The organism is Bacillus sp. 37MA (genome assembly GCF_000372765.1).
Classification (GTDB): Bacteria; Bacillota; Bacilli; order Bacillales; family Domibacillaceae; genus Domibacillus; species Domibacillus aminovorans.
This window is the reverse complement of record NZ_KB889752.1, coordinates 2,135,465-2,156,925: the sequence shown is the minus strand read 5'-3', so window position 1 is coordinate 2,156,925 and position 21,461 is coordinate 2,135,465. Positions and strand designations below refer to the sequence as shown.

General features: G+C 43.2%; 17 protein-coding genes, 1 other RNA gene and 2 other annotated features. Of the genes, 17 read left to right on the top strand and 1 reads right to left on the bottom strand.

Annotated features, from left to right (window positions below; genetic code table 11):
• Positions 1-101: 101 nt before the first annotated feature.
• From secDF to A3M5_RS0111980, 11 genes are all read left to right on the top strand, one after another.
• Entirely contained in the window at positions 102-2,363 is a 2,262-nt protein-coding gene (gene secDF / locus A3M5_RS0112025) for a protein translocase subunit SecDF (RefSeq protein WP_018394030.1), read from the top strand.
• Positions 2,364-2,535: 172 nt separating this feature from the next.
• Complete coding sequence (locus A3M5_RS0112020) at positions 2,536-2,868, top strand: LapA family protein (RefSeq protein ID WP_018394029.1); 333 nt, start codon at positions 2,536-2,538, stop codon at positions 2,866-2,868.
• 107 nt (positions 2,869-2,975) lie between these two features.
• Entirely contained in the window at positions 2,976-5,318 is a 2,343-nt protein-coding gene (gene recJ, locus A3M5_RS0112015) for a single-stranded-DNA-specific exonuclease RecJ (protein WP_018394028.1), read from the top strand.
• A complete protein-coding gene (locus A3M5_RS0112010; RefSeq protein ID WP_018394027.1) occupies positions 5,315-5,830 on the top strand; it encodes an adenine phosphoribosyltransferase in 516 nt (171 codons plus the stop codon). Before recJ ends, A3M5_RS0112010 begins: the two co-directional genes overlap by 4 nt.
• A gap of 117 nt (positions 5,831-5,947) precedes the next feature.
• Entirely contained in the window at positions 5,948-8,146 is a 2,199-nt protein-coding gene (locus A3M5_RS0112005) for a RelA/SpoT family protein (RefSeq protein ID WP_018394026.1), read from the top strand.
• A 17-nt stretch (positions 8,147-8,163) separates the two neighbouring features.
• Positions 8,164-8,607 (top strand): D-aminoacyl-tRNA deacylase, encoded by a 444-nt coding sequence (gene dtd / locus A3M5_RS0112000; RefSeq protein ID WP_018394025.1) that lies wholly within the window; start codon positions 8,164-8,166, stop codon positions 8,605-8,607.
• A 53-nt stretch (positions 8,608-8,660) separates the two neighbouring features.
• Positions 8,661-8,869 (top strand) — a binding site (T-box leader).
• Positions 8,870-8,928: 59 nt separating this feature from the next.
• On the top strand, positions 8,929-10,206 hold the full coding sequence (hisS, locus tag A3M5_RS0111995) for a histidine--tRNA ligase (RefSeq protein WP_018394024.1): 1,278 nt from the start codon (positions 8,929-8,931) through the stop codon (positions 10,204-10,206).
• Positions 10,207-11,979, top strand: coding sequence for an aspartate--tRNA ligase (gene aspS, locus A3M5_RS0111990; protein WP_018394023.1), 1,773 nt, complete (start codon positions 10,207-10,209; stop codon positions 11,977-11,979).
• Between the two features lie 92 nt (positions 11,980-12,071).
• Positions 12,072-12,258: non-coding RNA, 6S RNA (gene ssrS / locus A3M5_RS24075), on the top strand.
• A gap of 37 nt (positions 12,259-12,295) precedes the next feature.
• The gene (locus A3M5_RS0111985) at positions 12,296-13,057 is read left to right on the top strand and encodes a tRNA threonylcarbamoyladenosine dehydratase (RefSeq protein ID WP_018394022.1); all 762 of its coding nucleotides are present in this window, start codon (positions 12,296-12,298) and stop codon (positions 13,055-13,057) included.
• A gap of 105 nt (positions 13,058-13,162) precedes the next feature.
• Positions 13,163-13,483 carry a DUF2705 family protein gene (locus tag A3M5_RS0111980; protein ID WP_018394021.1) on the top strand — a complete coding sequence of 107 codons (321 nt, stop codon included), beginning with the start codon at positions 13,163-13,165 and terminating at the stop codon, positions 13,481-13,483.
• Between the two features lie 78 nt (positions 13,484-13,561).
• Here the strand turns inward: A3M5_RS0111980 and A3M5_RS0111975 are convergent, their stop codons facing one another.
• Positions 13,562-14,833, bottom strand: coding sequence for a replication-associated recombination protein A (locus tag A3M5_RS0111975; RefSeq protein WP_018394020.1), 1,272 nt, complete (start codon positions 14,831-14,833; stop codon positions 13,562-13,564).
• 196 nt (positions 14,834-15,029) lie between these two features.
• Here A3M5_RS0111975 and cymR point away from each other — a divergent pair, with 196 nt between their 5' ends.
• From cymR to A3M5_RS25435, 6 genes are all read left to right on the top strand, one after another.
• Positions 15,030-15,449 carry a cysteine metabolism transcriptional regulator CymR gene (gene cymR / locus A3M5_RS0111970; RefSeq protein ID WP_018394019.1) on the top strand — a complete coding sequence of 140 codons (420 nt, stop codon included), beginning with the start codon at positions 15,030-15,032 and terminating at the stop codon, positions 15,447-15,449.
• Between the two features lie 12 nt (positions 15,450-15,461).
• Positions 15,462-16,595: a cysteine desulfurase family protein gene (locus A3M5_RS0111965; protein ID WP_018394018.1), complete on the top strand. Its 1,134-nt coding sequence runs from the start codon at positions 15,462-15,464 to the stop codon at positions 16,593-16,595.
• 15 nt (positions 16,596-16,610) lie between these two features.
• Positions 16,611-17,723 (top strand): tRNA 2-thiouridine(34) synthase MnmA, encoded by a 1,113-nt coding sequence (gene mnmA, locus A3M5_RS0111960; RefSeq protein ID WP_018394017.1) that lies wholly within the window; start codon positions 16,611-16,613, stop codon positions 17,721-17,723.
• 141 nt (positions 17,724-17,864) lie between these two features.
• Positions 17,865-18,521 carry a tetratricopeptide repeat protein gene (locus A3M5_RS0111955; protein WP_018394016.1) on the top strand — a complete coding sequence of 219 codons (657 nt, stop codon included), beginning with the start codon at positions 17,865-17,867 and terminating at the stop codon, positions 18,519-18,521.
• Between the two features lie 8 nt (positions 18,522-18,529).
• Positions 18,530-20,917 carry an SF1B family DNA helicase RecD2 gene (gene recD2, locus A3M5_RS0111950; RefSeq protein ID WP_026221701.1) on the top strand — a complete coding sequence of 796 codons (2,388 nt, stop codon included), beginning with the start codon at positions 18,530-18,532 and terminating at the stop codon, positions 20,915-20,917.
• Between the two features lie 50 nt (positions 20,918-20,967).
• The gene (locus A3M5_RS25435) at positions 20,968-21,132 is read left to right on the top strand and encodes a YrzR-like zinc ribbon domain (protein WP_018394014.1); all 165 of its coding nucleotides are present in this window, start codon (positions 20,968-20,970) and stop codon (positions 21,130-21,132) included.
• Positions 21,133-21,186: 54 nt separating this feature from the next.
• Positions 21,187-21,396 (top strand) — a binding site (T-box leader).
• Positions 21,397-21,461: the final 65 nt, after the last annotated feature.

The window sequence follows — 21,461 nt, the reverse complement described above, 5'->3', positions numbered from 1 at the left end:
TATCTCATTCATAATGAATTGTGCTGATGAATTCTGGTGTTCGTTACCGGAATTTTTTTAATCAATTATATTTTTACATAAATTAAGGAGTGGGAATTGACATGGTAAAGCGGAGCCGGATCATTGCATTTCTCCTCGTTGTGCTCGTCTTGTTTGGCACGATGAGTGGGACAGCGAACGATATCGTCAAAAATATTAAACTCGGTCTGGATTTGCAGGGCGGGTTTGAAGTATTGTATGAAGTACAACCTGCAAAAGAAGGACAAAAAATTACGGAAAGTGTTGTAGCGGATACAGCAGAAGCACTTGATAAACGAATTAACGGTCTCGGGGTGAGCGAACCGAGCATTCAAGTGGAAGACGGGAACCGGATCCGGGTTCAGCTGGCTGGTGTAGAAGATCAGGATCAGGCGCGAAGTATGCTGTCAACACAGGCGAATTTATCGTTTCGTGATGTAAATGACACATTAATGATGGATGGAAGCGATTTATCTGAAGGCGGCGCTGCGCAGTCTTTTACCGAAACAGGTCAGCCGAATGTAGCTATTAAACTAAAAGACAGTGGGAAATTTAAAGAGGTTACTGAAAAAATCGTTGCCATGACGCCAAATAATCAGCTTGTCATCTGGCTTGATTTTGAAGAAGGAACCGATTCTTACGCAGCTGAAATTCAAAAAAAAGATCCGAAATTTTTATCTGCACCAAATGTAAGGGAAGTATTTAATACGAAGGATGTCACCATCGAAGGCGATTTTACTGTGGAAGAAGCACAGGATTTAGCGGCAATGCTCAATGCAGGTGCATTACCGGTTAAGCTGAATGAAATTTATTCAACATCTGTCGGAGCCCAATTTGGTGAACAGGCACTAGATCAAACGATTTTCGCTGGTATTATCGGAATTGCATTCATTTTTCTATTTATGTTCTTCTATTATCGGCTTCCTGGTGTTGTTGCTGCTATCACATTGTCTGTCTTTCTTTATTTGACATTGCTGTTATTTGAATTAATAAACGCAGTTATGACACTTCCTGGGATTGCTGCGATTATTCTCGGGGTCGGAATGGCTGTAGATGCGAACATCATTACATTCGAACGGATTCGTGAAGAAATAAAAATTGGCCGATCGATTCGCGCGGCGTTTCAGACAGGCAGTAAGAATGCATTCTTAACCGTCGTGGATGCAAACCTTACGACACTTTTGGCTGGTGGCGTCCTGTTTTATTTTGGGACAAGTTCAGTGAAAGGATTTGCGACAACACTTATCATCAGTATTTTAGTCAGCTTTATTACGGCGATCTGGGGTGCACGTGTTTTGCTCGGTATGCTTGTAAACAGCAATTGGCTAAAAGATAAGCCGGGATTATTCGGAGTGAAAAAATCAGATATTCACCCGATTAGTGAAGGATATGACGCGCTCGATTTGCCGACGCGCTTCGATAAAATTGATTTTGTTAAGCCACATAAAAAATTGTTTGCAGCTTCCGCTATTGCCATCATTGCTGGGATGATTGTGCTCGGTATTTTCCGTTTGAATCTAGGGATTGATTTCTCAAGCGGATCGCGAATGGAATTGCTTGCTGATGAACCGTTAACAGAACAAGTTATTCAAACCGAGCTTGAAGATCTTGGTTATGATGCGAATGTGACGATTGGCGGGGAAGAAAGTAATATTGCTTCTGCCCGGTTTAAAGAGGCGCTGACTCAAACAGAAATTGCTAAAGTGAAAGCGCAGTTTAAGGAAGCCTTCGGTGCGGAACCGAATATTAGCACGGTTTCGCCGGTAGTCGGAAAAGAACTCGCTAAAAATGCCGTTTTCGCGCTTCTCATTGCAGCACTAGGCATCATTTTATATGTTGCTTTCCGATTTGAGCTTTACATGGGTGTAGCCGCAGTCTTGGCGCTCTTACATGATGTGTTTTTCATCGTTGCCTTCTTCAGCTTAACGCGTCTTGAAGTAGATATTACATTTATTGCGGCCGTCTTGACGATTGTCGGTTATTCGATAAATGATACGATCGTGACATTTGACCGTATGCGTGAAAATATGGCGAAGAAGCGGAGAATTAAAACACCAGAAGAATTGGATGAGATTGTAAACAAAAGTATACGTCAAACGTTGACACGTTCTATAAACACGGTCTTAACCGTTGTCATTGCCGTTATCGCGCTTATTATGTTCGGCAGCCCATCTATTTTGAACTTCTCGATAGCCCTGCTTGTCGGCTTAATCGGTGGTGCGTATTCATCCATCTTTATAGCTGCTCAATTGTGGCTCATCTGGAAAAAGAAAGAATTGAAGAAAAAAGGAACGCTTATTACGTATAAAGAAAAAAATACGAATAAAGATGAACTTCAAGTGTAAGTAAAAAGCGAGGGAGAGTAACTGCCCTCGCTTTTTTTATGTGAACAAATCGTTCATTTGAATTGATTTTTCCGAATAGGATACTTGCTTTCTTTATTTCAAAAAGAAAGCAGTTGTTATGTTTTAAATGCATGCAAAATAGGGAAAAGAAAGGCAGGTGAGGAGGGGAAAGATGAAAATTCAAACAACATTTATTTTCGGATTAATTTTTGCACTCGCTATTGCTATTTTTGCTGTTATTAATGTGGATTCTGTCACAGTGAACTATTTATTTGGTCAGGCGCAGTGGCCGCTAATTCTTGTTATTTTATTTGCTGTTTTAATGGGTGGCCTTGCGATATTTATGTTCAGCTTGTTCCGGACGATGGCATTAAAACGTCAAAATAAAGAGATCATCCGTCAAAATGAGCGGTTGAAAAAAGAAATGCATGAATTAAAGCTAGAGCACCGTAAAATGGATTTTCCTGAAGCGAATTCAACTCGGTTAATCCCGGACGGTGAATAATAAACCGGTGTCAAGACGAATGAAAATCCGTTTTGACACTGGTTTTTTCTCGTTGTTGTCAATTGGGGAAGTGCGCCGTATAATGATAGGGTTATGGGGTGAAATTTATGTTGAAATCGAAAATGCGCTGGATCGTTCGTGATATGGATCGGCAAAAAAGTGAAAAATTCGCCGCAGAAATCGAGATGAGCCCACTTGCGGCTTCATTGCTTTTAAGCCGCGGCATTGATAATGTTTCAGCGGCACGTGCATTTTTATTTGAAGAAGGCGTTTCATTTCACGATCCATATTTATTAAAAGATATGGACAAAGCAATTGACCGGATTAAGCAGGCGAAAGAACACAATGAGCCTGTTCTTGTTTTCGGTGATTATGATGCAGATGGTGTAAGCAGTACGGCTGTCTTAATGACAGCTCTTCGTGATTATGGTATTCGCGCAGAGTATTACATACCGAACCGATTTACAGAAGGATATGGACCGAATGAACAGGCTTTCCGCAATGCGAAAGAAAGTGGATTCGGTTTAATTATGACAGTTGATACAGGCATTTCAGCTATTCATGAGGCGCAAGTAGCAAAAGAAATCGGCATTGATTTAATCATTACCGATCACCACGAACCAGGTCCCAAACTACCCGAAGCACTTGCAATTATCCATCCGAAACATCCCGATGGATCGTATCCATTTGGTTATTTAGCGGGAGTTGGTGTTGCTTTTAAAGTCGCGCATGCACTTTATGAATATGTCCCGGAGCAATTATTGGATCTTGCAGCTATCGGTACGATTGCGGATCTTGTGCCGTTGAATGGGGAGAACAGATTGCTGGCGAAAAAAGGACTAGCGGCTCTTCGCCAATCCGAGCGTCCGGGGATCGTTGCCATGTGCCAGCAAATGGGGACAGAACAGTCTTCGATTGATGAAGAAACAGTCGGCTTTATGATCGGACCGCGGATTAATGCAGCGGGGCGTCTAGATGATGCTGGACCTGCCGCTGATTTAATGATGACCGAAGATATGGAAGAAGCGCTCATGCTTGCAGAAGAAATTGATGCAATGAATAAAGAACGGCAGTCCATTGTAAACGAAATGGCGAAAGAAGCGATTGACATCGTGAATCGTGATTTTCCACCTGATCAATTTCCAGTTATTATCGTTGGCAAAGAAGGCTGGAATCCAGGTGTCGTCGGCATTGTGGCTTCACGATTGACGGACACGTTTTATCGCCCGGCAATCGTGCTTGGCTTTGATCGTGAAAAAGGCATCGCTAAAGGTTCAGCCCGAAGTATTAATGGGTTTGATCTATTCCAAAGCTTATCTACTTGTCGTGATATTTTGCCTCACTTTGGCGGCCACCCTATGGCTGCAGGGATGACATTATCGATTGATGATGTGGATGAATTGCGCAGCAGAATGGTTAAAATTGCTAATGAAACATTAACAGAAGAAGATTTTATACCTATTGTGAATGTTGATGCGGAAGCGGATATAGTTGATGTATCTGTACAGAGCATTGAAGAACTGCGAAAATTAGCACCATTCGGTATGAATAACCCGAAGCCGCTTTTTTTTATTAAAGATGCGAAACTGGCAACGATGAAAAAAATCGGAGCGAATCAGACGCATTTAAAAGTAGCACTGGAACGAGAGGGACAGACGATTGATGGTGTCGGATTCGGCATGGGTGAATATGCCGATCAAATTGCCAAAGCGTCCGACGTCTCGGTGATCGGTGAGCTGTCAATCAACGAATGGAATAATATGCGCCGTCCACAGCTTATGCTTCGTGATATGCGCGTGGATGACTGTCAATTGTTTGATATGCGTGGTGGACAGCCGGTATCAAAATGGTATGTGGATGTACCGGAAAACCGAATTGGCATTGCATTTTCAACAAAAATAAAAACAGCAGATCCATCTATTTATACGTTGACGACAATCGCTGAAGCGGCTGCCTTATCAATTGATGAAAAGAATATTGTATTTATTGATTTACCGGAAGACGAATCGATCATTCAAGCCCTTCTCGGGGGTAAAAATCCGGCTCGTATTTATGCGCATTTTAATAGCCGTGAAGGCCATTTTTTCAGTACAATACCGACGCGTGATCATTTCAAACGATATTACGCCTTTTTGCTTCAAAGAGAATCGTTTGATGTGAAAAATCAAGGTGATTTATTCGCCAAAAAGCAAGGCTGGTCATATGATACGATTCGTTTCATGTCAAAAGTGTTTTTGGAGCTTGGGTTTGTTAAAATAAACGAAGGAAAGATTGAAGTGCAAAAAGGGGCAGAAAAGCGTGATTTAAGCGAATCACCTGCATATAATCGTAAGCAGACGCAATATAAGCTAGAACAGAAGCTTCTATATTCATCCTATCGTGAACTGAAAGACGTAATCGATAAATGGATCAAACAGCCTGCTTCATACAGGGAGGAACGAGAGAAATGAATTTACAAGACTATATTAAAATCGTGCCAGATTGGCCAAAGCCAGGCGTGCAATTTAAAGATATTACACCGTTAATGGACAATGGCGATGCGTTCCGTTATGCGACGGATCAAATTGTTGAGTATGCACGTAAAAAAGAAATTGATCTCGTAGTTGGTCCGGAAGCGCGTGGTTTTATCGTCGGCTGTCCGGTAGCGTACTCTCTTGGTGTTGGTTTCGCTCCCGTTCGAAAAGAAGGTAAATTGCCGCGTGAAACGATCAAAGTGGAATACGGCCTTGAGTACGGAAAAGATGTATTGACGATTCATAAAGATGCGGTGAAACCCGGTCAGCGCGTGTTGATCACGGATGATTTACTTGCGACAGGCGGTACGATCGATGCAACAATCAAACTCGTTGAGCAGCTAGGCGGCGTTGTAGCTGGCGTTGCATTTTTAATTGAATTACACTATTTGAATGGCCGTGCGAATCTGGATGGATATGATATTTTAACCCTCCTTACTTACGATTGATTTGACAAAATAAGCCCGATTCATAAAAAAAGTGCAGGATAGCTTTACATCCTGCACTTTTTTTTCGATAATAAGAACAATTAGTTTTTTCTGAAAGGGCGAAGGTGAACAAAGCATATGGCGAAAGACCAGATATTAACCGCCGATCAGGTCATTGACTTGACTCGTACCTATTTGAACGTGGAACACGTCGAATTTGTCCGTAAAGCATATGAATATGCAAAAGAGGCTCATAAGCACCAGTTCCGCAAATCAGGTGAGCCATATATTATTCATCCGATTCAAGTAGCCGGTATTCTTGCAGATTTAGAAATGGACCCGGCGACGGTGGCTGCAGGCTTTCTGCATGATGTAGTGGAAGATACGGAGGTTACATTGCAGGATTTGACGGATGTGTTCAATGCGGAAGTGGCGATGCTTGTCGACGGTGTGACGAAGCTAGGAAAAATTAAATACAAATCAAAAGAAGAACAGCAGGCGGAAAATCACCGGAAAATGTTCATCGCCATGGCACAAGATATCCGGGTTATTTTAATTAAGCTCGCTGATCGTCTTCATAATATGCGGACGTTGAAACATTTACCGCAGGAAAAACAGCGCCGCATTTCCAATGAAACATTGGAAATTTTTGCGCCGCTTGCTCATCGTCTCGGAATGTCGAAAATTAAATGGGAACTTGAAGATATAGCACTCCGTTATTTAAATCCGCAGCAATATTACCGGATTGTGAATTTAATGAAGCGAAAGCGCGATGAACGAGAGCAATATTTAGACGATGTTATTGATGAAATGCGGACTGGCCTTAAAAATATGGATATTACAGCCGAAATTTCTGGTCGACCTAAACATATTTATAGTATTTACCGGAAGATGGCGATGCAGCATAAGCAGTTTAATGAAATTTATGATTTGCTCGCAGTCCGGATCGTTGTGGACAGCATTAAAGACTGCTATGCAGCACTCGGCATTATTCATACGTGCTGGAAACCAATGCCTGGAAGGTTTAAAGATTATATTGCGATGCCGAAAACGAACATGTACCAATCGCTCCATACGACGATCATCGGTCCAAAAGGTGACCCGCTTGAAGTACAGATCCGTACGAAAGAGATGCATCGTATTGCCGAATTTGGGGTAGCGGCACATTGGGCGTATAAAGAAGGTCGCACAGTAGATGAACATTCATCGTTTGAAAAGAAAATGACGTGGTTCCGGGAGATTCTTGACTTCCAGAACGAATCACAGGATGCCGAAGAATTTATGGAATCGTTGAAAATTGATTTATTTTCCGATATGGTATTTGTTTTTACACCAAAAGGCGATGTGCTGGAACTGCCTGCAGGTTCTGTGCCTATTGACTTCGCGTACCGAATTCACTCGGAAATTGGCAATAAAACGATCGGTGCAAAAGCGAATGGTAAAATGGTTACGCTTGATTATAAATTAAAAACAGGCGATATTATGGAAGTGCTTACGTCAAAGCATTCGTACGGCCCAAGCAAAGATTGGATTAAAATGGCCCAGACGTCGCAGGCGAAAAATAAAATCCGCCAGTTTTTCAAAAAGCAAAACCGTGAAGAAAATGTTGAAAAAGGCCGCGACATGGTGGAACGTGAAATTAAAGCCATGGAATTTGATGTAAAAGACGTGATAACGCAGCAAAATTTAAAACGTGTCGCAGAAAAATTTAACTTTTTAAATGAAGAAGATATGTATGCGGCAGTCGGTTACAATGGCGTTACTGCCTTGCAAGTCGCAAACCGCCTAACAGAAAAATTGAGGAAGCGGCGCGATCAAGAAGTGGCTAATCAAGAAGTTGTCAAAGAAATTAAAGTGCCGCCGAGTCCTTCCGCTCAAAAGAAAAATGCTGGCGTGACGGTGAAAGGGATCGACAATTTACTTATTCGTTTATCCCGCTGCTGTAATCCGGTTCCAGGTGATGATATTGTTGGGTATATTACGAAAGGTCGGGGTGTTTCTGTTCACCGTAAAGATTGTCCGAACGTCCAGGCAGAGAATGATACGGAAAACCGGCTTATTTCAGTTGAATGGGAATCGGGTGCGGCAAATCAGAAAGAGTATTTGGTGGATATCGAAATTTCTGGCTACGACCGCCAGGGACTTCTCAATGAGGTACTGCAGGCAGTCAGTGAAGCGAAAACGAATATTTCCGCAGTATCAGGACGGTCTGATCGCAATAAAATGGCGAAAATTGATATGTCCATCTTCATACGCAACGTGAATCATTTGCAAAAAGTGGTTGAACGTGTGAAGCAAATTCCAGAGATTTATGCGGTCCGTCGAATTATGAATTGATCGAAGGTGTTATGTAAATGAAAATTGTCTTACAGCGAAGTAAACAAGCGTCTGTAGCAATAGATGGAGAAGTAGCGGGTAGTATTGAATCGGGTCTTGTTTTGCTTGTTGGCATTACACATGACGATACGGACAAAGACGCCGCCTGGCTTGCTGAAAAAATCATCAACTTGCGCATTTTTGAAGATGAAAGCGGCAAAATGAATGAATCCCTGCTTGACCGTGGCGGTTCGATTTTATCCGTTTCGCAGTTTACGCTTTATGGTGACTGCAAAAAGGGCCGCCGTCCGAACTTTATGGCGGCAGCTGGCGGTGAACGGGCTAACATTTTATATGAACAGTTTAACGACATGATACGTGGAAAAGGTATACACGTGGAAACGGGTGTATTTGGTGCTATGATGGATGTGTCGCTTGTCAACGATGGACCTGTCACGCTCATTCTCGATAGTAAAGCGTAAAACGTGCTTGAAAAATAGGCAAAAGTTTTTTATAATTCTTTCATCATACTAAATAAAAGCCATTGACGAAGAAAAGTAATGAAAGTTTGACCGGACAGAGAAAAATGCCAAGACTGAGAGCATTTACGGTGCATCTTCATGAAAAGACACTTCCGAGGCGTTTTTCTGAATAATAGTAGGAAAAACCGCGTATTGCGTTATCAAAAAAGTGAAAGCTCCGGCTTTAACGAGGGTGGCACCGCGGAAAACTTCCGTCCCTGCAAATTTTTGTAGGGATGGAAGTTTTTTTATGTGCTTATACATACATGAGGAGGAATGAACATGTCAGTGAAAGTTCCACGCGGCACGCAAGATATTTTACCGGGGCAATCGGAAAAATGGCAGTACATTGAGTCGATTGCAAAAGATGTATGTCGCCGTTATCACTATAAGGAAATTCGGACACCAATTTTTGAACATACAGAACTATTTACGAGAAGTGTCGGGGATACAACCGATATCGTTCAAAAAGAAATGTACACGTTTGAAGATCGTGGCGAAAGAAGTTTAACTCTTCGTCCAGAAGGTACGGCCGCTGTTGTTCGTTCATTTGTTGAAAACAAAATGTTCGGCATACCGGATCAGCCGACTAAATTATTTTATACAGGTCCAATGTTCCGCTACGAACGCCCGCAGTCCGGCCGCTATCGTCAGTTTGTCCAGTTCGGTGTCGAAGCAATCGGCAGTGAAGACCCAGCGATTGACGCTGAGGTAATTGCGCTCATCATGGATATCTATAAGTCAGCGGGTCTGAAAAAGCTCAATCTTGTCATCAATTCACTAGGCGATGCTGAAAGCCGGAATGCGCACCGCAAAGCGCTCATTGCACACTTTGAGCCGCGCATCGATGAATTTTGTACAGACTGTCAGACGCGTCTTGCAAAAAATCCGCTTCGCATTCTTGATTGCAAAAAAGATCGTGATCATGAACTGATGGCAACGGCACCGTCGATTCTTGATTATTTAAATGATGAATCAAAAGCGTATTTTGCGAAAGTGACGAGTTATTTAGATGCAATCGGCATAGCGTATACGATTGATCCGAAGCTCGTTCGTGGTCTTGATTATTACAATCACACCGCTTTTGAAGTGATGAGCGAAGCGGAAGGATTCGGTGCGATTACGACGCTTTGCGGCGGCGGCCGTTACAATGGCCTCGTACAGGATCTTGGCGGACCAGAATCACCGGGGATCGGATTTGCGTTCAGTATTGAACGGTTTATTGCTGCAATGGAAGCAGAAAGGATCGAGTGGCCAGTGGACAACGGATTGGACTGTTTTATCGTCGCACTCGGTATTGAGGCAAAAGACCATTCTGTCGCTCTCGTACACGAACTTCGAACGGCTGGATTTTCAGCAGACCGCGACTATCAGGACCGGAAAATGAAAGCACAACTGAAAGCATCTGACCGCCAAAAAGCAAGATTCACAGCTATTCTCGGTGAAGATGAGCTGGCTGAAAACCGTATTACAGTAAAAGATATGGCAGAAGGGTCGCAGGACAATGTTCTACTTTCAGAGCTGACAGATTATTTAAAAACAAAAATGGAGGCGAAATAAATGTTTGGAAGATCATATTATTGCGGTGAAATGACCGAGCAGCATATTGGAGAAGAAGTAACGTTAAAAGGATGGGTGCAGCGTCGCCGTGACTTAGGAAGCGTCATCTTTATCGATTTACGCGACCGTACAGGCATTATGCAAATCGTGTTTAACCCGGAAATTTCCGGAGCAGCACTTGCCATCGCTGAAAAAGTACGGAATGAATACGTGCTTGATATTAAAGGGAAAATTGTGAAGCGTGATGCGGAAACGATTAATGAAAACATTGCAACAGGTACGATTGAAGTACACGTAACAGAAATCAACGTATTAAGCGAAGCGAAAACACCGCCATTTATGATTGAAGACGGTATGGAAGTATCAGAAGACATCCGTTTGAAATATCGTTACATGGATCTTCGCCGTCCGGTTATGTTTGATACGTTGAAAATGCGCAGCGACGTAACAAAAACAATCCGTGATTACTTGGATGACAGTGGCTTTCTTGATGTTGAAACACCGATTTTAACAAAATCAACACCGGAAGGCGCACGTGACTATTTAGTGCCAAGCCGTGTTCATCCAGGTGAATTTTATGCATTGCCGCAGTCGCCGCAAATTTTCAAACAGTTATTGATGGTATCAGGTGTTGACCGTTACTATCAAATCGCCCGTTGCTTCCGTGATGAAGATTTGCGTGCAGATCGTCAACCTGAATTCACGCAAGTCGATATTGAAGCGAGCTTTATGAGTCAGGAAGATATTATGCAAATGACAGAAGAAATGCTGAAACGTGTTGTGAAGCGCGTGAAAAATGTTGACATTACGGATTCATTCCAGCGCATGACATACGACGAAGCGATGAATCGTTTCGGATCTGACAAGCCTGATACACGTTTCGGTCTTGAGCTCATTGATATGGCGGATGTTGTTCGCGGCTCCGGTTTTAAAGTATTTGCGCAGGTTGTTGAATCCGGCGGTCAAGTAAAAGCACTTAACGTACCAGGTGGTGGCGTGAAATATTCACGTAAAGACATCGATCATTTGACAGAATTTGCAGCGATATATGGCGCAAAAGGTCTTGCATGGCTTAAAGTCGAAGAGGATGGATTAAAAGGACCGATCATTAAATTCTTTACAGAAGAAGAACAGGCAAAAATGCTTGAAACAGCCGGCGCAAAAACAGGCGATTTAATTATGTTTGTAGCTGATAAAAAGCAAATCGTTGCAGATGCTTTAGGTGCTCTTCGCTTGAAGCTTGGAAAAGAACTTGGCATGATCGATGAATCAAAATATAACTTCCTTTGGGTGACAGATTGGCCGCTTCTTGAGTATGACGAAGAAGAAGGACGCTACTATGCGGCTCACCATCCGTTCACGATGCCTGCCCGTGAAGATTTGGACAAACTCGAATCAGATCCAGGGGCTGTTCATGCGCAAGCGTATGACATCGTCTTGAACGGCTATGAACTTGGCGGTGGTTCAATTCGTATTTTTGAACGCGATATTCAAGAAAAAATGTTTAAACTGCTTGGTTTTACAGAAGAACAGGCAAAAGAGCAATTTGGTTTCTTACTTGACGCATTTGAATACGGCACGCCTCCACATGGCGGTATCGCGCTAGGTCTTGATCGTATGGTCATGCTTCTTGCTGGCCGTACAAACTTGCGTGATACGATTGCCTTCCCGAAAACAGCAAGCGCGTCATGTGTATTGACAAACGCACCGGGTGAAGTATCTGAAGCACAGCTGGAAGAATTGCATTTGCGTGTACGTCAAACAGCTAAATAAAAAGAATGAGATAATAATTTAAATTTTCTGATTAATTAAGTTATCTAGAGTTGACTGCTGAAAAAGCGTATGATAATATGTAATCAGAAAGGCGAATCCTGATGTGTACGTTAGTTTTTCTATCTGTTTTGACCGAACGCAATATGTTTAGGGAGTCCGGGTTTTTGGACAGCGCACATGCCCTTTGCGGGGACTTGCAACGCCTGAAGCAGGACACCCACCTGCGAGTGAGCGGGTTCAAAACATATAATCTTACACGACGGCATAATTGGGATTCGCCGTCTTTTTTTTATGTCCAAAACAGGAGTGAGTGTATATGCTTCATCAATTTTCACGCAATGAACTAGCCTTTGGCAAAGAAGGGCTTGATTTATTAAAACATACAACAGTGGCTGTGCTCGGAATTGGTGGCGTTGGCTCGTTTTCAGCAGAAGCCCTCGCCCGCTCCGGTGTTGGCCGTTTAATTCTCGTTGACAAAGACGTTATTGATATTACAAATATAAACCGCCAGCTGCCTGCGCTATTATCAACAGTCGGCCAGCCGAAAGCGGATTTAATGAAAGAGCGTATTGCTGATATTAATCCAGACTGTGAAGTCATTGCGCTAAAAATGTTTTATACTGAAGAAACGTATGAACAATTTTTCAACTATAGCCTTGATTTTGTTGTGGATGCATCTGATACGATTTCATACAAAATTCATTTAATGAAAGAATGTTTAAAACGCGATATACCGATTATTTCAAGCATGGGTGCAGCCAATAAAATGGATCCAACTCGTTTTACCATTGCTGATATTTCCAAAACGCACACGGATCCGCTTGCGAAAGTGATTCGGACACGTCTTCGAAAAGAAGGCATTAAAAAAGGTATTCCCGTCGTCTTTTCTGACGAAAGCCCAATTGTTATTCGCGAAGATGTACGCAAGGTTGTCGGCAATGATGACGCGGAAATTCGCAAAGCGAAAATGCCGCCGGCGTCCAATGCATTTGTTCCATCTGTTGCTGGATTAATTATGGCTAGCTACGTCGTGCGGGAAGTATTAAAAGACATTAAAATAGCCCGTGTAAATGATTAATGACCATTCTTTAAAACAGAATGGTTTTTTTGTTGATTTAAAAGCACGTCATTGGACAAAGGAATGAAATGAGCCGTCAACCGTTTAATAAGAATGAAACTATACATGCTGAAGTCCGTTGACGTGTTTATTATAGCAACAATGGCGTTTATGATTTCGGCTGTGTTCCGAAACAGTTCGCTCGCAATCGGTGTTTCATTGTTCCTTCTGTTCATGGGACCGAATGTGACATATTTACTTGCGATGCGCTATGAATGGACCAAATATATTTTGTTTGCCAATACAAATTTACTTCAATATGAAACAGGCAGCGCAATAGTCGAAGGAATGAATTTTGGCTTCTCAATAGCTATACTTGCCGTGTATTATACTGCCTTTCAATTGCTCGCGTTTTTCGTTTTTTCAAAACGTGATGTCGCAGCATAATGAAAATCCTGGATGCGGCATATAGCGTCCAGGATTTTATTGTTTAGGCTTATTTGAATTTAGTCATAAAGCATTTGTTCACACTTTTTTCCCTTTTTCAATTTTCTCATATACACTGGCTAAAGCCTGTTCAAATTTACCGGTCATTTTTGGATCATAGTAGCGCTTGTTTTTTAGCGTATTCGGTAAATATTGCTGAGAGACCCAGCCATTTTCAAAATCATGCGGGTACTTGTAATCTACACCGCGGCCAAGTTTGCTAGCACTTTTATAACTTGCGTCTTTTACGTGAGCGGGTATTTCGCCTGCGCGTCCAGCACGGATGTCAGCAAGGGCTGCATCAATCGCTTTATAAGCCGTGTTTGATTTTGGGGATAAACAAAGTTCAATAACGGCATTGGCAAGTGGAATGCGTGCTTCGGGAAAGCCAGTTCTTTCCGCCGCTTCAATGGCCGCAAGCGTACGGGGACCTGCCTGAGGGCTTGCAAGACCGATATCTTCATAGGCGATGATCAGTAGACGGCGGGCAATACTGACGAGATCACCCGCTTCAATCAGCCGCGCCAAATAATGAAGCGCTGCATTGACATCGCTGCCTCTAATTGACTTTTGAAAGCCGCTTAATACATCATAGTGTGCATCTCCATCTTTATCGTGCGCAAAGCTTTTTTGCTGCAAACATTCTTCGGCTGCTTCAAGTGTAATCGGAATGACGCCATCCGAGTTTGACGGTGTTGACGTGACGGCAAGCTCGAGCGCATTTAATGAACTGCGCACATCACCTCCAGATGCTTCGGCAAAATGATTAAGTGCTTCGTCTGTCACATCGGTTTTGTAGGAACCGAGACCGCGCTCTGAATCGTCAAGTGCGCGCAAAAGCAGTTTTTTCACTGCATCAGGTGTGAGCGGCTTCACCTCGAAAATTTGACAGCGGCTGCGGATCGCCGGGTTGATCGCATGATAAGGGTTACTTGTCGTCGCACCAATCAGCGTAATCATCCCGTTTTCTAAAAAAGGCAGTAAATAATCTTGTTTCGCTTTATCCAAACGATGCACTTCGTCTAACAGCAAAATGACTTTGCCTGACATTTTTGCTTCAGCAGCCACAATTTCCATATCTTTTTTGTTACTGGTGACGGCATTTAGCATCCGGAACGCATATTTCGTGCTGCCGGCTATTGCGCCTGCAATGGACGTTTTTCCAGTGCCAGGTGGTCCATATAAAATCATCGATGACAATTGCTTTGCATCTGTCATGCGGCGAATAATTTTTCCATGTCCAGTTAAATGATCTTGACCGGCAACTTCATCAATCGTACGCGGTCGCATTCTGTAGGCAAGTGGCTTCATAAAAACTCCCCTATTTATTGTATTTTGTCTCACTGTATCACAATCCACAGTATTCCGGCATGTTTTTTGTCTATATGAAATGATATACTATGATAAGCATGTGATTAGAGTTATTATGTAATGAATAAAAAATGTGAAAGAATTTCGAATAAAACAATAGCAAAATACTCGAATTGAAAAGAAGAGGTGTAACAATATGAGGATATCTACTAAAGGACGTTACGGATTAACCATTATGATTGAACTCGCCAAAAGACACGGTGACGGACCGACATCACTGCGCGTGATTGCGGGAGCACACAATTTATCAGAACACTATTTAGAGCAGCTTATTGCGCCGCTCCGCAATGCAGGGTTTGTCCGCAGTATTCGCGGTGCGTACGGCGGTTACGTGCTCGGTCATGAACCGGAAACGATTACAGCGGGCGACATTATTCGTGTGCTCGAAGGACCGATTACGCTCGTTGAAGGAATTGAAGAAGAAGAGCCGGCGAAACGCGAGCTTTGGATTCGGATTAGTGACGCCATTAAAAATGTGCTTGAAAATACAACGCTTGATGACCTGGCGAACCATACGACAACCGGCGAATCCGATGCGTACATGTTTTATATTTAACGGGGTGTAAAAATGGACCGAATTTATTTAGATCACGCTGCCACGTCTCCCATTCACCCGGATGTTGCAAAAGCGATGCTCGATGTGTTATCCGGCACGCATGGCAATCCATCAAGCATTCATTCTTTCGGACGCGACGCCCGCCGTATTGTGGACGAAGCGCGGACGATGATTGCAAGCACAATACATGCAGGACATAATGATATTATATTCACCGGAAGCGGCACAGAAGCAGACAACTTAGCTATTTTTGGCACAGCCCGTTTGAAAAAAGCAGGTCATATCATTACAACAGCGATAGAACATCATGCCGTCCTGCACGCGTGCGAAGCACTTGAAAAAGAAGGATTTGACATGACGTATTTGCCAGTAGATGAATCAGGTGTTGTCAGCGTTCAGGACGTAGAAAAAGCGCTCCGAGAGGATACAATTCTTGTTTCAATTATGTATGGAAACAATGAAACAGGTGCCATTCAGCCTGTGAAAGAAATTGGAGAACTTCTCCGTGACCATTCGGCAGTATTCCACGTGGATGTCGTTCAAGCGTATGGTGTTTTACCAATTAACGTTCAGGAATTAAATGTTGATTTTCTAGCCATCTCGGGCCATAAAATTAACGGGCCAAAAGGAATTGGTGTCTTGTATGCAAAGGCAGGTTTGCCGCTATCACCTCTTTTATACGGCGGTGAGCAAGAGCGGAAACGTCGGGCCGGAACAGAAAATGTCGCGTCCATTGCTGGAATGGCTGCGGCAGCATCCATTGCGATCCAATCGATGGAAAAACGAACGGACCAATACAAAGAATTAAAATCGATTTTCATTGAAACATTAGAGAAACAGGACATCAACTTTTCTGTAAACAGTAAAGTTGAACAGTCACTTGTACATGTGCTAAACTTATTTTTTCCAAGGGTGGATGTCGAAGCTTTTCTTGTTAATCTTGACATGGAAGGAATTGCGGCATCAAGCGGTTCGGCTTGTACAGCAGGGTCCATCGAGCCATCTCACGTATTAACGGCGATGTTCGGTACAGATTCTGATAAATTACGCTCATCGATCCGGTTCAGCTTTGGATTAAACAATACAAAAGAACAAATTGAGCGAGCTGCGGTAAAAACGGCTGAAATTGTCAAGCGGCTATCATAGAAAGAGAGTGAAGAAATGAAAGCACCGAAAGATACACGAGTTGTAGTCGGCATGTCCGGTGGTGTCGATTCTTCGGTTGCGGCTCTGCTACTCAAAGAGCAGGGGTACGACGTCATCGGCATCTTCATGAAAAACTGGGATGATACAGATGAATTTGGCGTCTGCACGGCGACGGAAGATTATGATGATGTCATCCGCGTCTGCAATCAAATTGACATTCCATATTATGCAGTCAATTTTGAAAAGCAGTACTGGGACAAAGTATTTACGTACTTTTTAGATGAATATAAAGCAGGACGTACGCCAAATCCGGACGTCATGTGTAATAAAGAAATTAAGTTTAAAGCCTTTTTAGACCACGCTATGAAGCTAGGTGCTGATTATCTTGCAACAGGTCATTACGCAAGAATTGACCGCAGCGGCGGCGAAGTCAAAATGCTGCGCGGTATTGATAGCAATAAAGACCAAACGTATTTTTTAAATCAATTATCGCAAAGTCAGCTTGATAAAGTCATGTTCCCGATTGGTGAGCTTGAGAAAAAACGCGTCCGTGAAATCGCGGCTGAAGCAGGACTTGCGACTGCTGCGAAAAAAGATTCAACGGGCATTTGTTTTATCGGTGAACGCAATTTTAAAGAATTTTTAGGTCAGTATTTGCCGGCACAACCGGGTAATATGGTGACCTTTGCTGGTGCCAAAATGGGCCATCACGACGGGTTAATGTACTACACAATCGGTCAGCGCCACGGTCTTGGCATCGGCGGCTCCGGTGATCCTTGGTTTGTTGGCGGAAAAGATCTTGAGAAAAATGAATTGTACGTTGTGCAAGGATTTGATCATGAAAAGTTATACTCCGATTCATTGAATGCTGTAAATATTGGCTTCACAACAGAGAGGGATATGCCGGATACATTTCGATGCACGGCAAAATTTCGCTACCGCCAGGCAGATACAGGCGTGACGGTTAAGTTGATTGGCAACGGCCAGGCGAGTGTTGCATTTGACGAACCGGTACGCGCCATCACACCGGGCCAGGCTGTCGTCTTTTACGACGGAGATATCTGTCTTGGCGGCGGTACGATTGATGAAGTATTTAAAGAAGGAAAACAGCTTGATTATGTAGGATAAAGTAATCCCGCCACTTATGTTGGCGGGATTTATCCATTTCATGGCGAGATAACGAATCTGCCATCCTAAAGTATTTTTGGGACATTTACTTGTCTTTGTTATAATGAAAGAAACAACTAACAACTTTTTTCGGAGGATACGATGGACAAAAACCAGCAAGGTATTGAATTTTTACAAGAAGGAAAATGGGAAGAAGCACTAAAATTATTTACAGAGCAAATTGAAGAAGAGCCGAATGATCCGGCCGCGTACATTAATTTCGGTCATGTATTAGCTGAAATGGGTGACTACGCGCGCGCAGTGAAATTTTATGAAAAAGCAGTAGAAGTGGATCCGGCTGCTGGAGCTGCTCATTATGCACTTGGTTCTTTTTACTTCAGTCAGGAGCAGTTTGAAGAAGCGGCAAAATCATTTGAAAAAGCAACCCGAAATGGCATGGACGAAGCCGATGCATTTTTTATGCTAGGGCTGTCGTTTGTACAGCTTGAACAGACCGTTATGGCGCTTCCCTTTTTAATGCGGGCAGTTGAATTGAATGAAGAAGATACAGAAGCACGTTTTCAATTTGCGCTGGCACTTGCCAAAACGGAGCAATATGCAGAAGCGAAAAGTCAGCTTGAAACCGTTATCGAACAGGATCCAGATCATGCGGATGCGTATTATAATCTTGGCGTCCTATTTGCGGGACACTATGAAAATGCAGAAAAAGCATATGAATGTTTCGACCATGCACTGGAGATTCAGCCGGATCATATGCTCGCTGGATATGGAAAAAAACTGCTTGAAAAAGCAGAATAACGGAGTGGATGTACGTGGCGCAGGAGAAAAGGGATTTATTTACAGAAGATGAACAGTTTCTTAAAGGCCGGCATATTGTGACGGTTTTCCGAAATGCTGAAAACTTTTACACTGTTCTTCGAGTCCGCGTCACGGAAACGGACGGGAATTACGAAGAAAAAGAAGCGGTCGTGACCGGCTATTTCCCCGCTGTTCATGAGCACGAAATGTATATGTTTCACGGTCAATTTAAAGATCATCCGCGGTTCGGCCGCCAGTTTATTGCCCGGACGGCACAAAAAGAAATGCCACAGACGAAACAGGGTGTGATTACGTATTTATCCGGCGATTTGTTTAAAGGAATCGGCAAAAAAACAGCGGAAACGATTGTCGAAACACTCGGTGAACAAGCCATTTCGAAAATTATCGCAGATCGGACTTGTTTAAAGGAAGTGCCGCGGCTTCCCGCAGAAAAAGCCGACATGTTATACGACACGTTAATGAAACACCAGGGACTAGAGCAAATTATGATGACGCTCAATGATTTTGGCTTCGGCCCGCAACTATCGATGAAAATTTATCAAATGTATTTCGATGAATCGTTAAACATCATACGTGAAAATCCGTATCGTCTCGTGGAAGATATCGAAGGGATCGGCTTTATAAGAGCGGATGAAATTGGTGCGAAAATTGGCATTAGCGGAGAGCACCCCGATCGGTTGAAAGCCGCCATTTTATACACGCTTGAACAGCAATGTCTTCAGGAAGGACATTGTTACGTTGAAGCAGAAGCCCTTTTACATACAGTAAAAGAACTGCTTGATAGAAGTGCAAATGGGACAGGAGAGTTTGATGCAATTGCAAAGCGTCTGATTGAACTTGAAGAAGAAGGAAAAGTATCAGGCGAAGACAAACGGGTATATATGCCGTCTCTTTATTTTTCTGAAAAAGGACTCGTCACAAACGTGCAGCGTGTACTCGATCAGGACCTAAATTCCTTTCCAGAATCCGAATTTTTACTAGCGCTCGGTGAACTTGAAGATCGTACGGGCATGTCATACGCTCCTTCGCAAAAGAGTGCGATTCAAACGGCACTGTCGTCTCCGTTAATGATTTTAACAGGAGGGCCAGGTACCGGAAAAACAACCGTTATTAAAGGAATCGTCGAATTATACGGCGAATTGCACGGATTGTCACTTGATCCGAAGCGCTATGATAAGGAAGAGCCATTTCCCATTAAATTGTGCGCGCCGACTGGACGTGCGGCCAAACGGATGATGGAATCGACCGGTCTGCCTGCGGTGACCATTCATCGGCTGCTCGGCTTTAATGGACAGGAAGAGCCAGAAGAAGAAGGAAAAGAAATTGCAGGAAGGCTGCTTATTGTCGATGAAATGTCAATGGTTGATATTTGGCTTGCGCATCAATTGTTTAAAGCAGTGCCGGACGATATGCAAATTGTACTCGTCGGTGATGAAGATCAGCTGCCGTCGGTCGGTCCTGGACAAGTGTTAAAAGATATGCTGGCATCACAGGTGATTCCGTCTGTCCGCTTAACGGATGTTTATCGTCAGGAAGAAGGCTCGTCTATTATTAGCCTGGCGCATAGCATAAAAGATGGGCGTGTGCCGGATACGCTTACGCAGCCACAAAAAGACCGGTCATTCCTTCGCTGTCGGACCGAGCAAATTCCGGAAGTCATTGAAAAAGTAGTCAAAAATGCAGCTGGAAAAGGATACGAACCGCGCGATATTCAAGTGCTCGCGCCGATGTATAAAGGACCTGCGGGCATTGATAAATTAAATGAAGTGCTGCAAAATGTACTGAATCCAAATGTAGATGGCCGTCGGAAAGAACTGCTATTTGGTTCCATCAAATACCGGATAGGCGATAAAGTACTACAGCTCGTCAACCAGCCGGAACAAAATGTCTTTAACGGTGATATTGGCGAAATTATTTCAATCTTTTTCGCAAAAGAAAATACGGAAAAAGAAGACATGGTCATTGTCTCATATGAAGGTAATGAAGTAACGTATACACGTAATGACTTAAATCAAATAACACACGCATTTTGCTGCTCGATTCATAAATCGCAGGGAAGTGAGTTTCCAATCGTCATTTTACCGGTTGTTAAAAGCTATTACCGGATGCTGCGGCGCAATTTGCTTTACACAGCGATTACGCGAAGCAAACAATTTCTTATTTTATGTGGGGAAGAAGAGGCCTTTAACATAGGTATCGCAAGAAACGACGATCTCATTCGAAAAACGGCGCTGGCAGAGCGGCTTACAGAAGAGGAACCTTCCTCTGTGCTGTCTGCTGCCGGGAAGTTAACGGAAGAGACATGGATGAATGTCGACCCGATGATCGGCATGGATCATGTCACACCATACGATTTTTTGCAGCTTGAAGCATAAAAACGCGTCGTTCGGACATACTGCTTTTAAAAGAAGTAGGAGTGAACAGTATGATATCTTGTCCGAACTGCGGCAGCCGGGAAGTTGGGAGAATTGGAGCTGGCCAGTTTTATTGCCACGACTGTTGTGTAGAAATGTCTGAACTAGAAGGTGGTCTCGTTATTCATCAAGTGGAAGAAGACGGTTCGCTTAGTCCAATTGACGAATGGTCGTGAGTTTCATTGACAAATGGCGCAATCCTTTTTATAATTCGGTTATCAATCTATTTTGACAAATCGGAGAAGGACAAAAGTACATCATAGCCCATTCTACTAGAGAAGAGTTCCCTAGGCTGAAAGGAATTCTGAATGAAGAATGATGGAAAGCTAGGTCTCGAGTGCAGGAATTACTGTCGTATGCCGCGTTAAGGCGTTTGAGAGGCGAGTCGTAAAGTTGATTCGCAATCAGGGTGGTACCGCGAAGAAGCCTTCGTCCCTGTTAGGGGATGGGGCTTTTTTTGCTGTCTTTTCGTTCTTTTCCGGGAATTATGTATACATATTTTGAG

Coding starts and splice junctions, on each gene's coding strand:
- A3M5_RS0112010 (WP_018394027.1), top strand. CDS start 5,315: ATGAATTTACAAGACTATATTAAAATCGTGCCAGATTGGCCAAAGCCA.
- A3M5_RS25435 (WP_018394014.1), top strand. CDS start 20,968: ATGATATCTTGTCCGAACTGCGGCAGCCGGGAAGTTGGGAGAATTGGA.
- A3M5_RS0111955 (WP_018394016.1), top strand. CDS start 17,865: ATGGACAAAAACCAGCAAGGTATTGAATTTTTACAAGAAGGAAAATGG.
- aspS (WP_018394023.1), top strand. CDS start 10,207: ATGTTTGGAAGATCATATTATTGCGGTGAAATGACCGAGCAGCATATT.
- A3M5_RS0112020 (WP_018394029.1), top strand. CDS start 2,536: ATGAAAATTCAAACAACATTTATTTTCGGATTAATTTTTGCACTCGCT.
- A3M5_RS0111975 (WP_018394020.1), bottom strand. CDS start 14,833: ATGAAGCCACTTGCCTACAGAATGCGACCGCGTACGATTGATGAAGTT.
- recD2 (WP_026221701.1), top strand. CDS start 18,530: ATGTACGTGGCGCAGGAGAAAAGGGATTTATTTACAGAAGATGAACAG.
- cymR (WP_018394019.1), top strand. CDS start 15,030: ATGAGGATATCTACTAAAGGACGTTACGGATTAACCATTATGATTGAA.
- A3M5_RS0112005 (WP_018394026.1), top strand. CDS start 5,948: ATGGCGAAAGACCAGATATTAACCGCCGATCAGGTCATTGACTTGACT.
- secDF (WP_018394030.1), top strand. CDS start 102: ATGGTAAAGCGGAGCCGGATCATTGCATTTCTCCTCGTTGTGCTCGTC.
- A3M5_RS0111985 (WP_018394022.1), top strand. CDS start 12,296: ATGCTTCATCAATTTTCACGCAATGAACTAGCCTTTGGCAAAGAAGGG.
- mnmA (WP_018394017.1), top strand. CDS start 16,611: ATGAAAGCACCGAAAGATACACGAGTTGTAGTCGGCATGTCCGGTGGT.
- A3M5_RS0111980 (WP_018394021.1), top strand. CDS start 13,163: ATGCTGAAGTCCGTTGACGTGTTTATTATAGCAACAATGGCGTTTATG.
- dtd (WP_018394025.1), top strand. CDS start 8,164: ATGAAAATTGTCTTACAGCGAAGTAAACAAGCGTCTGTAGCAATAGAT.
- hisS (WP_018394024.1), top strand. CDS start 8,929: ATGTCAGTGAAAGTTCCACGCGGCACGCAAGATATTTTACCGGGGCAA.
- A3M5_RS0111965 (WP_018394018.1), top strand. CDS start 15,462: ATGGACCGAATTTATTTAGATCACGCTGCCACGTCTCCCATTCACCCG.
- recJ (WP_018394028.1), top strand. CDS start 2,976: ATGTTGAAATCGAAAATGCGCTGGATCGTTCGTGATATGGATCGGCAA.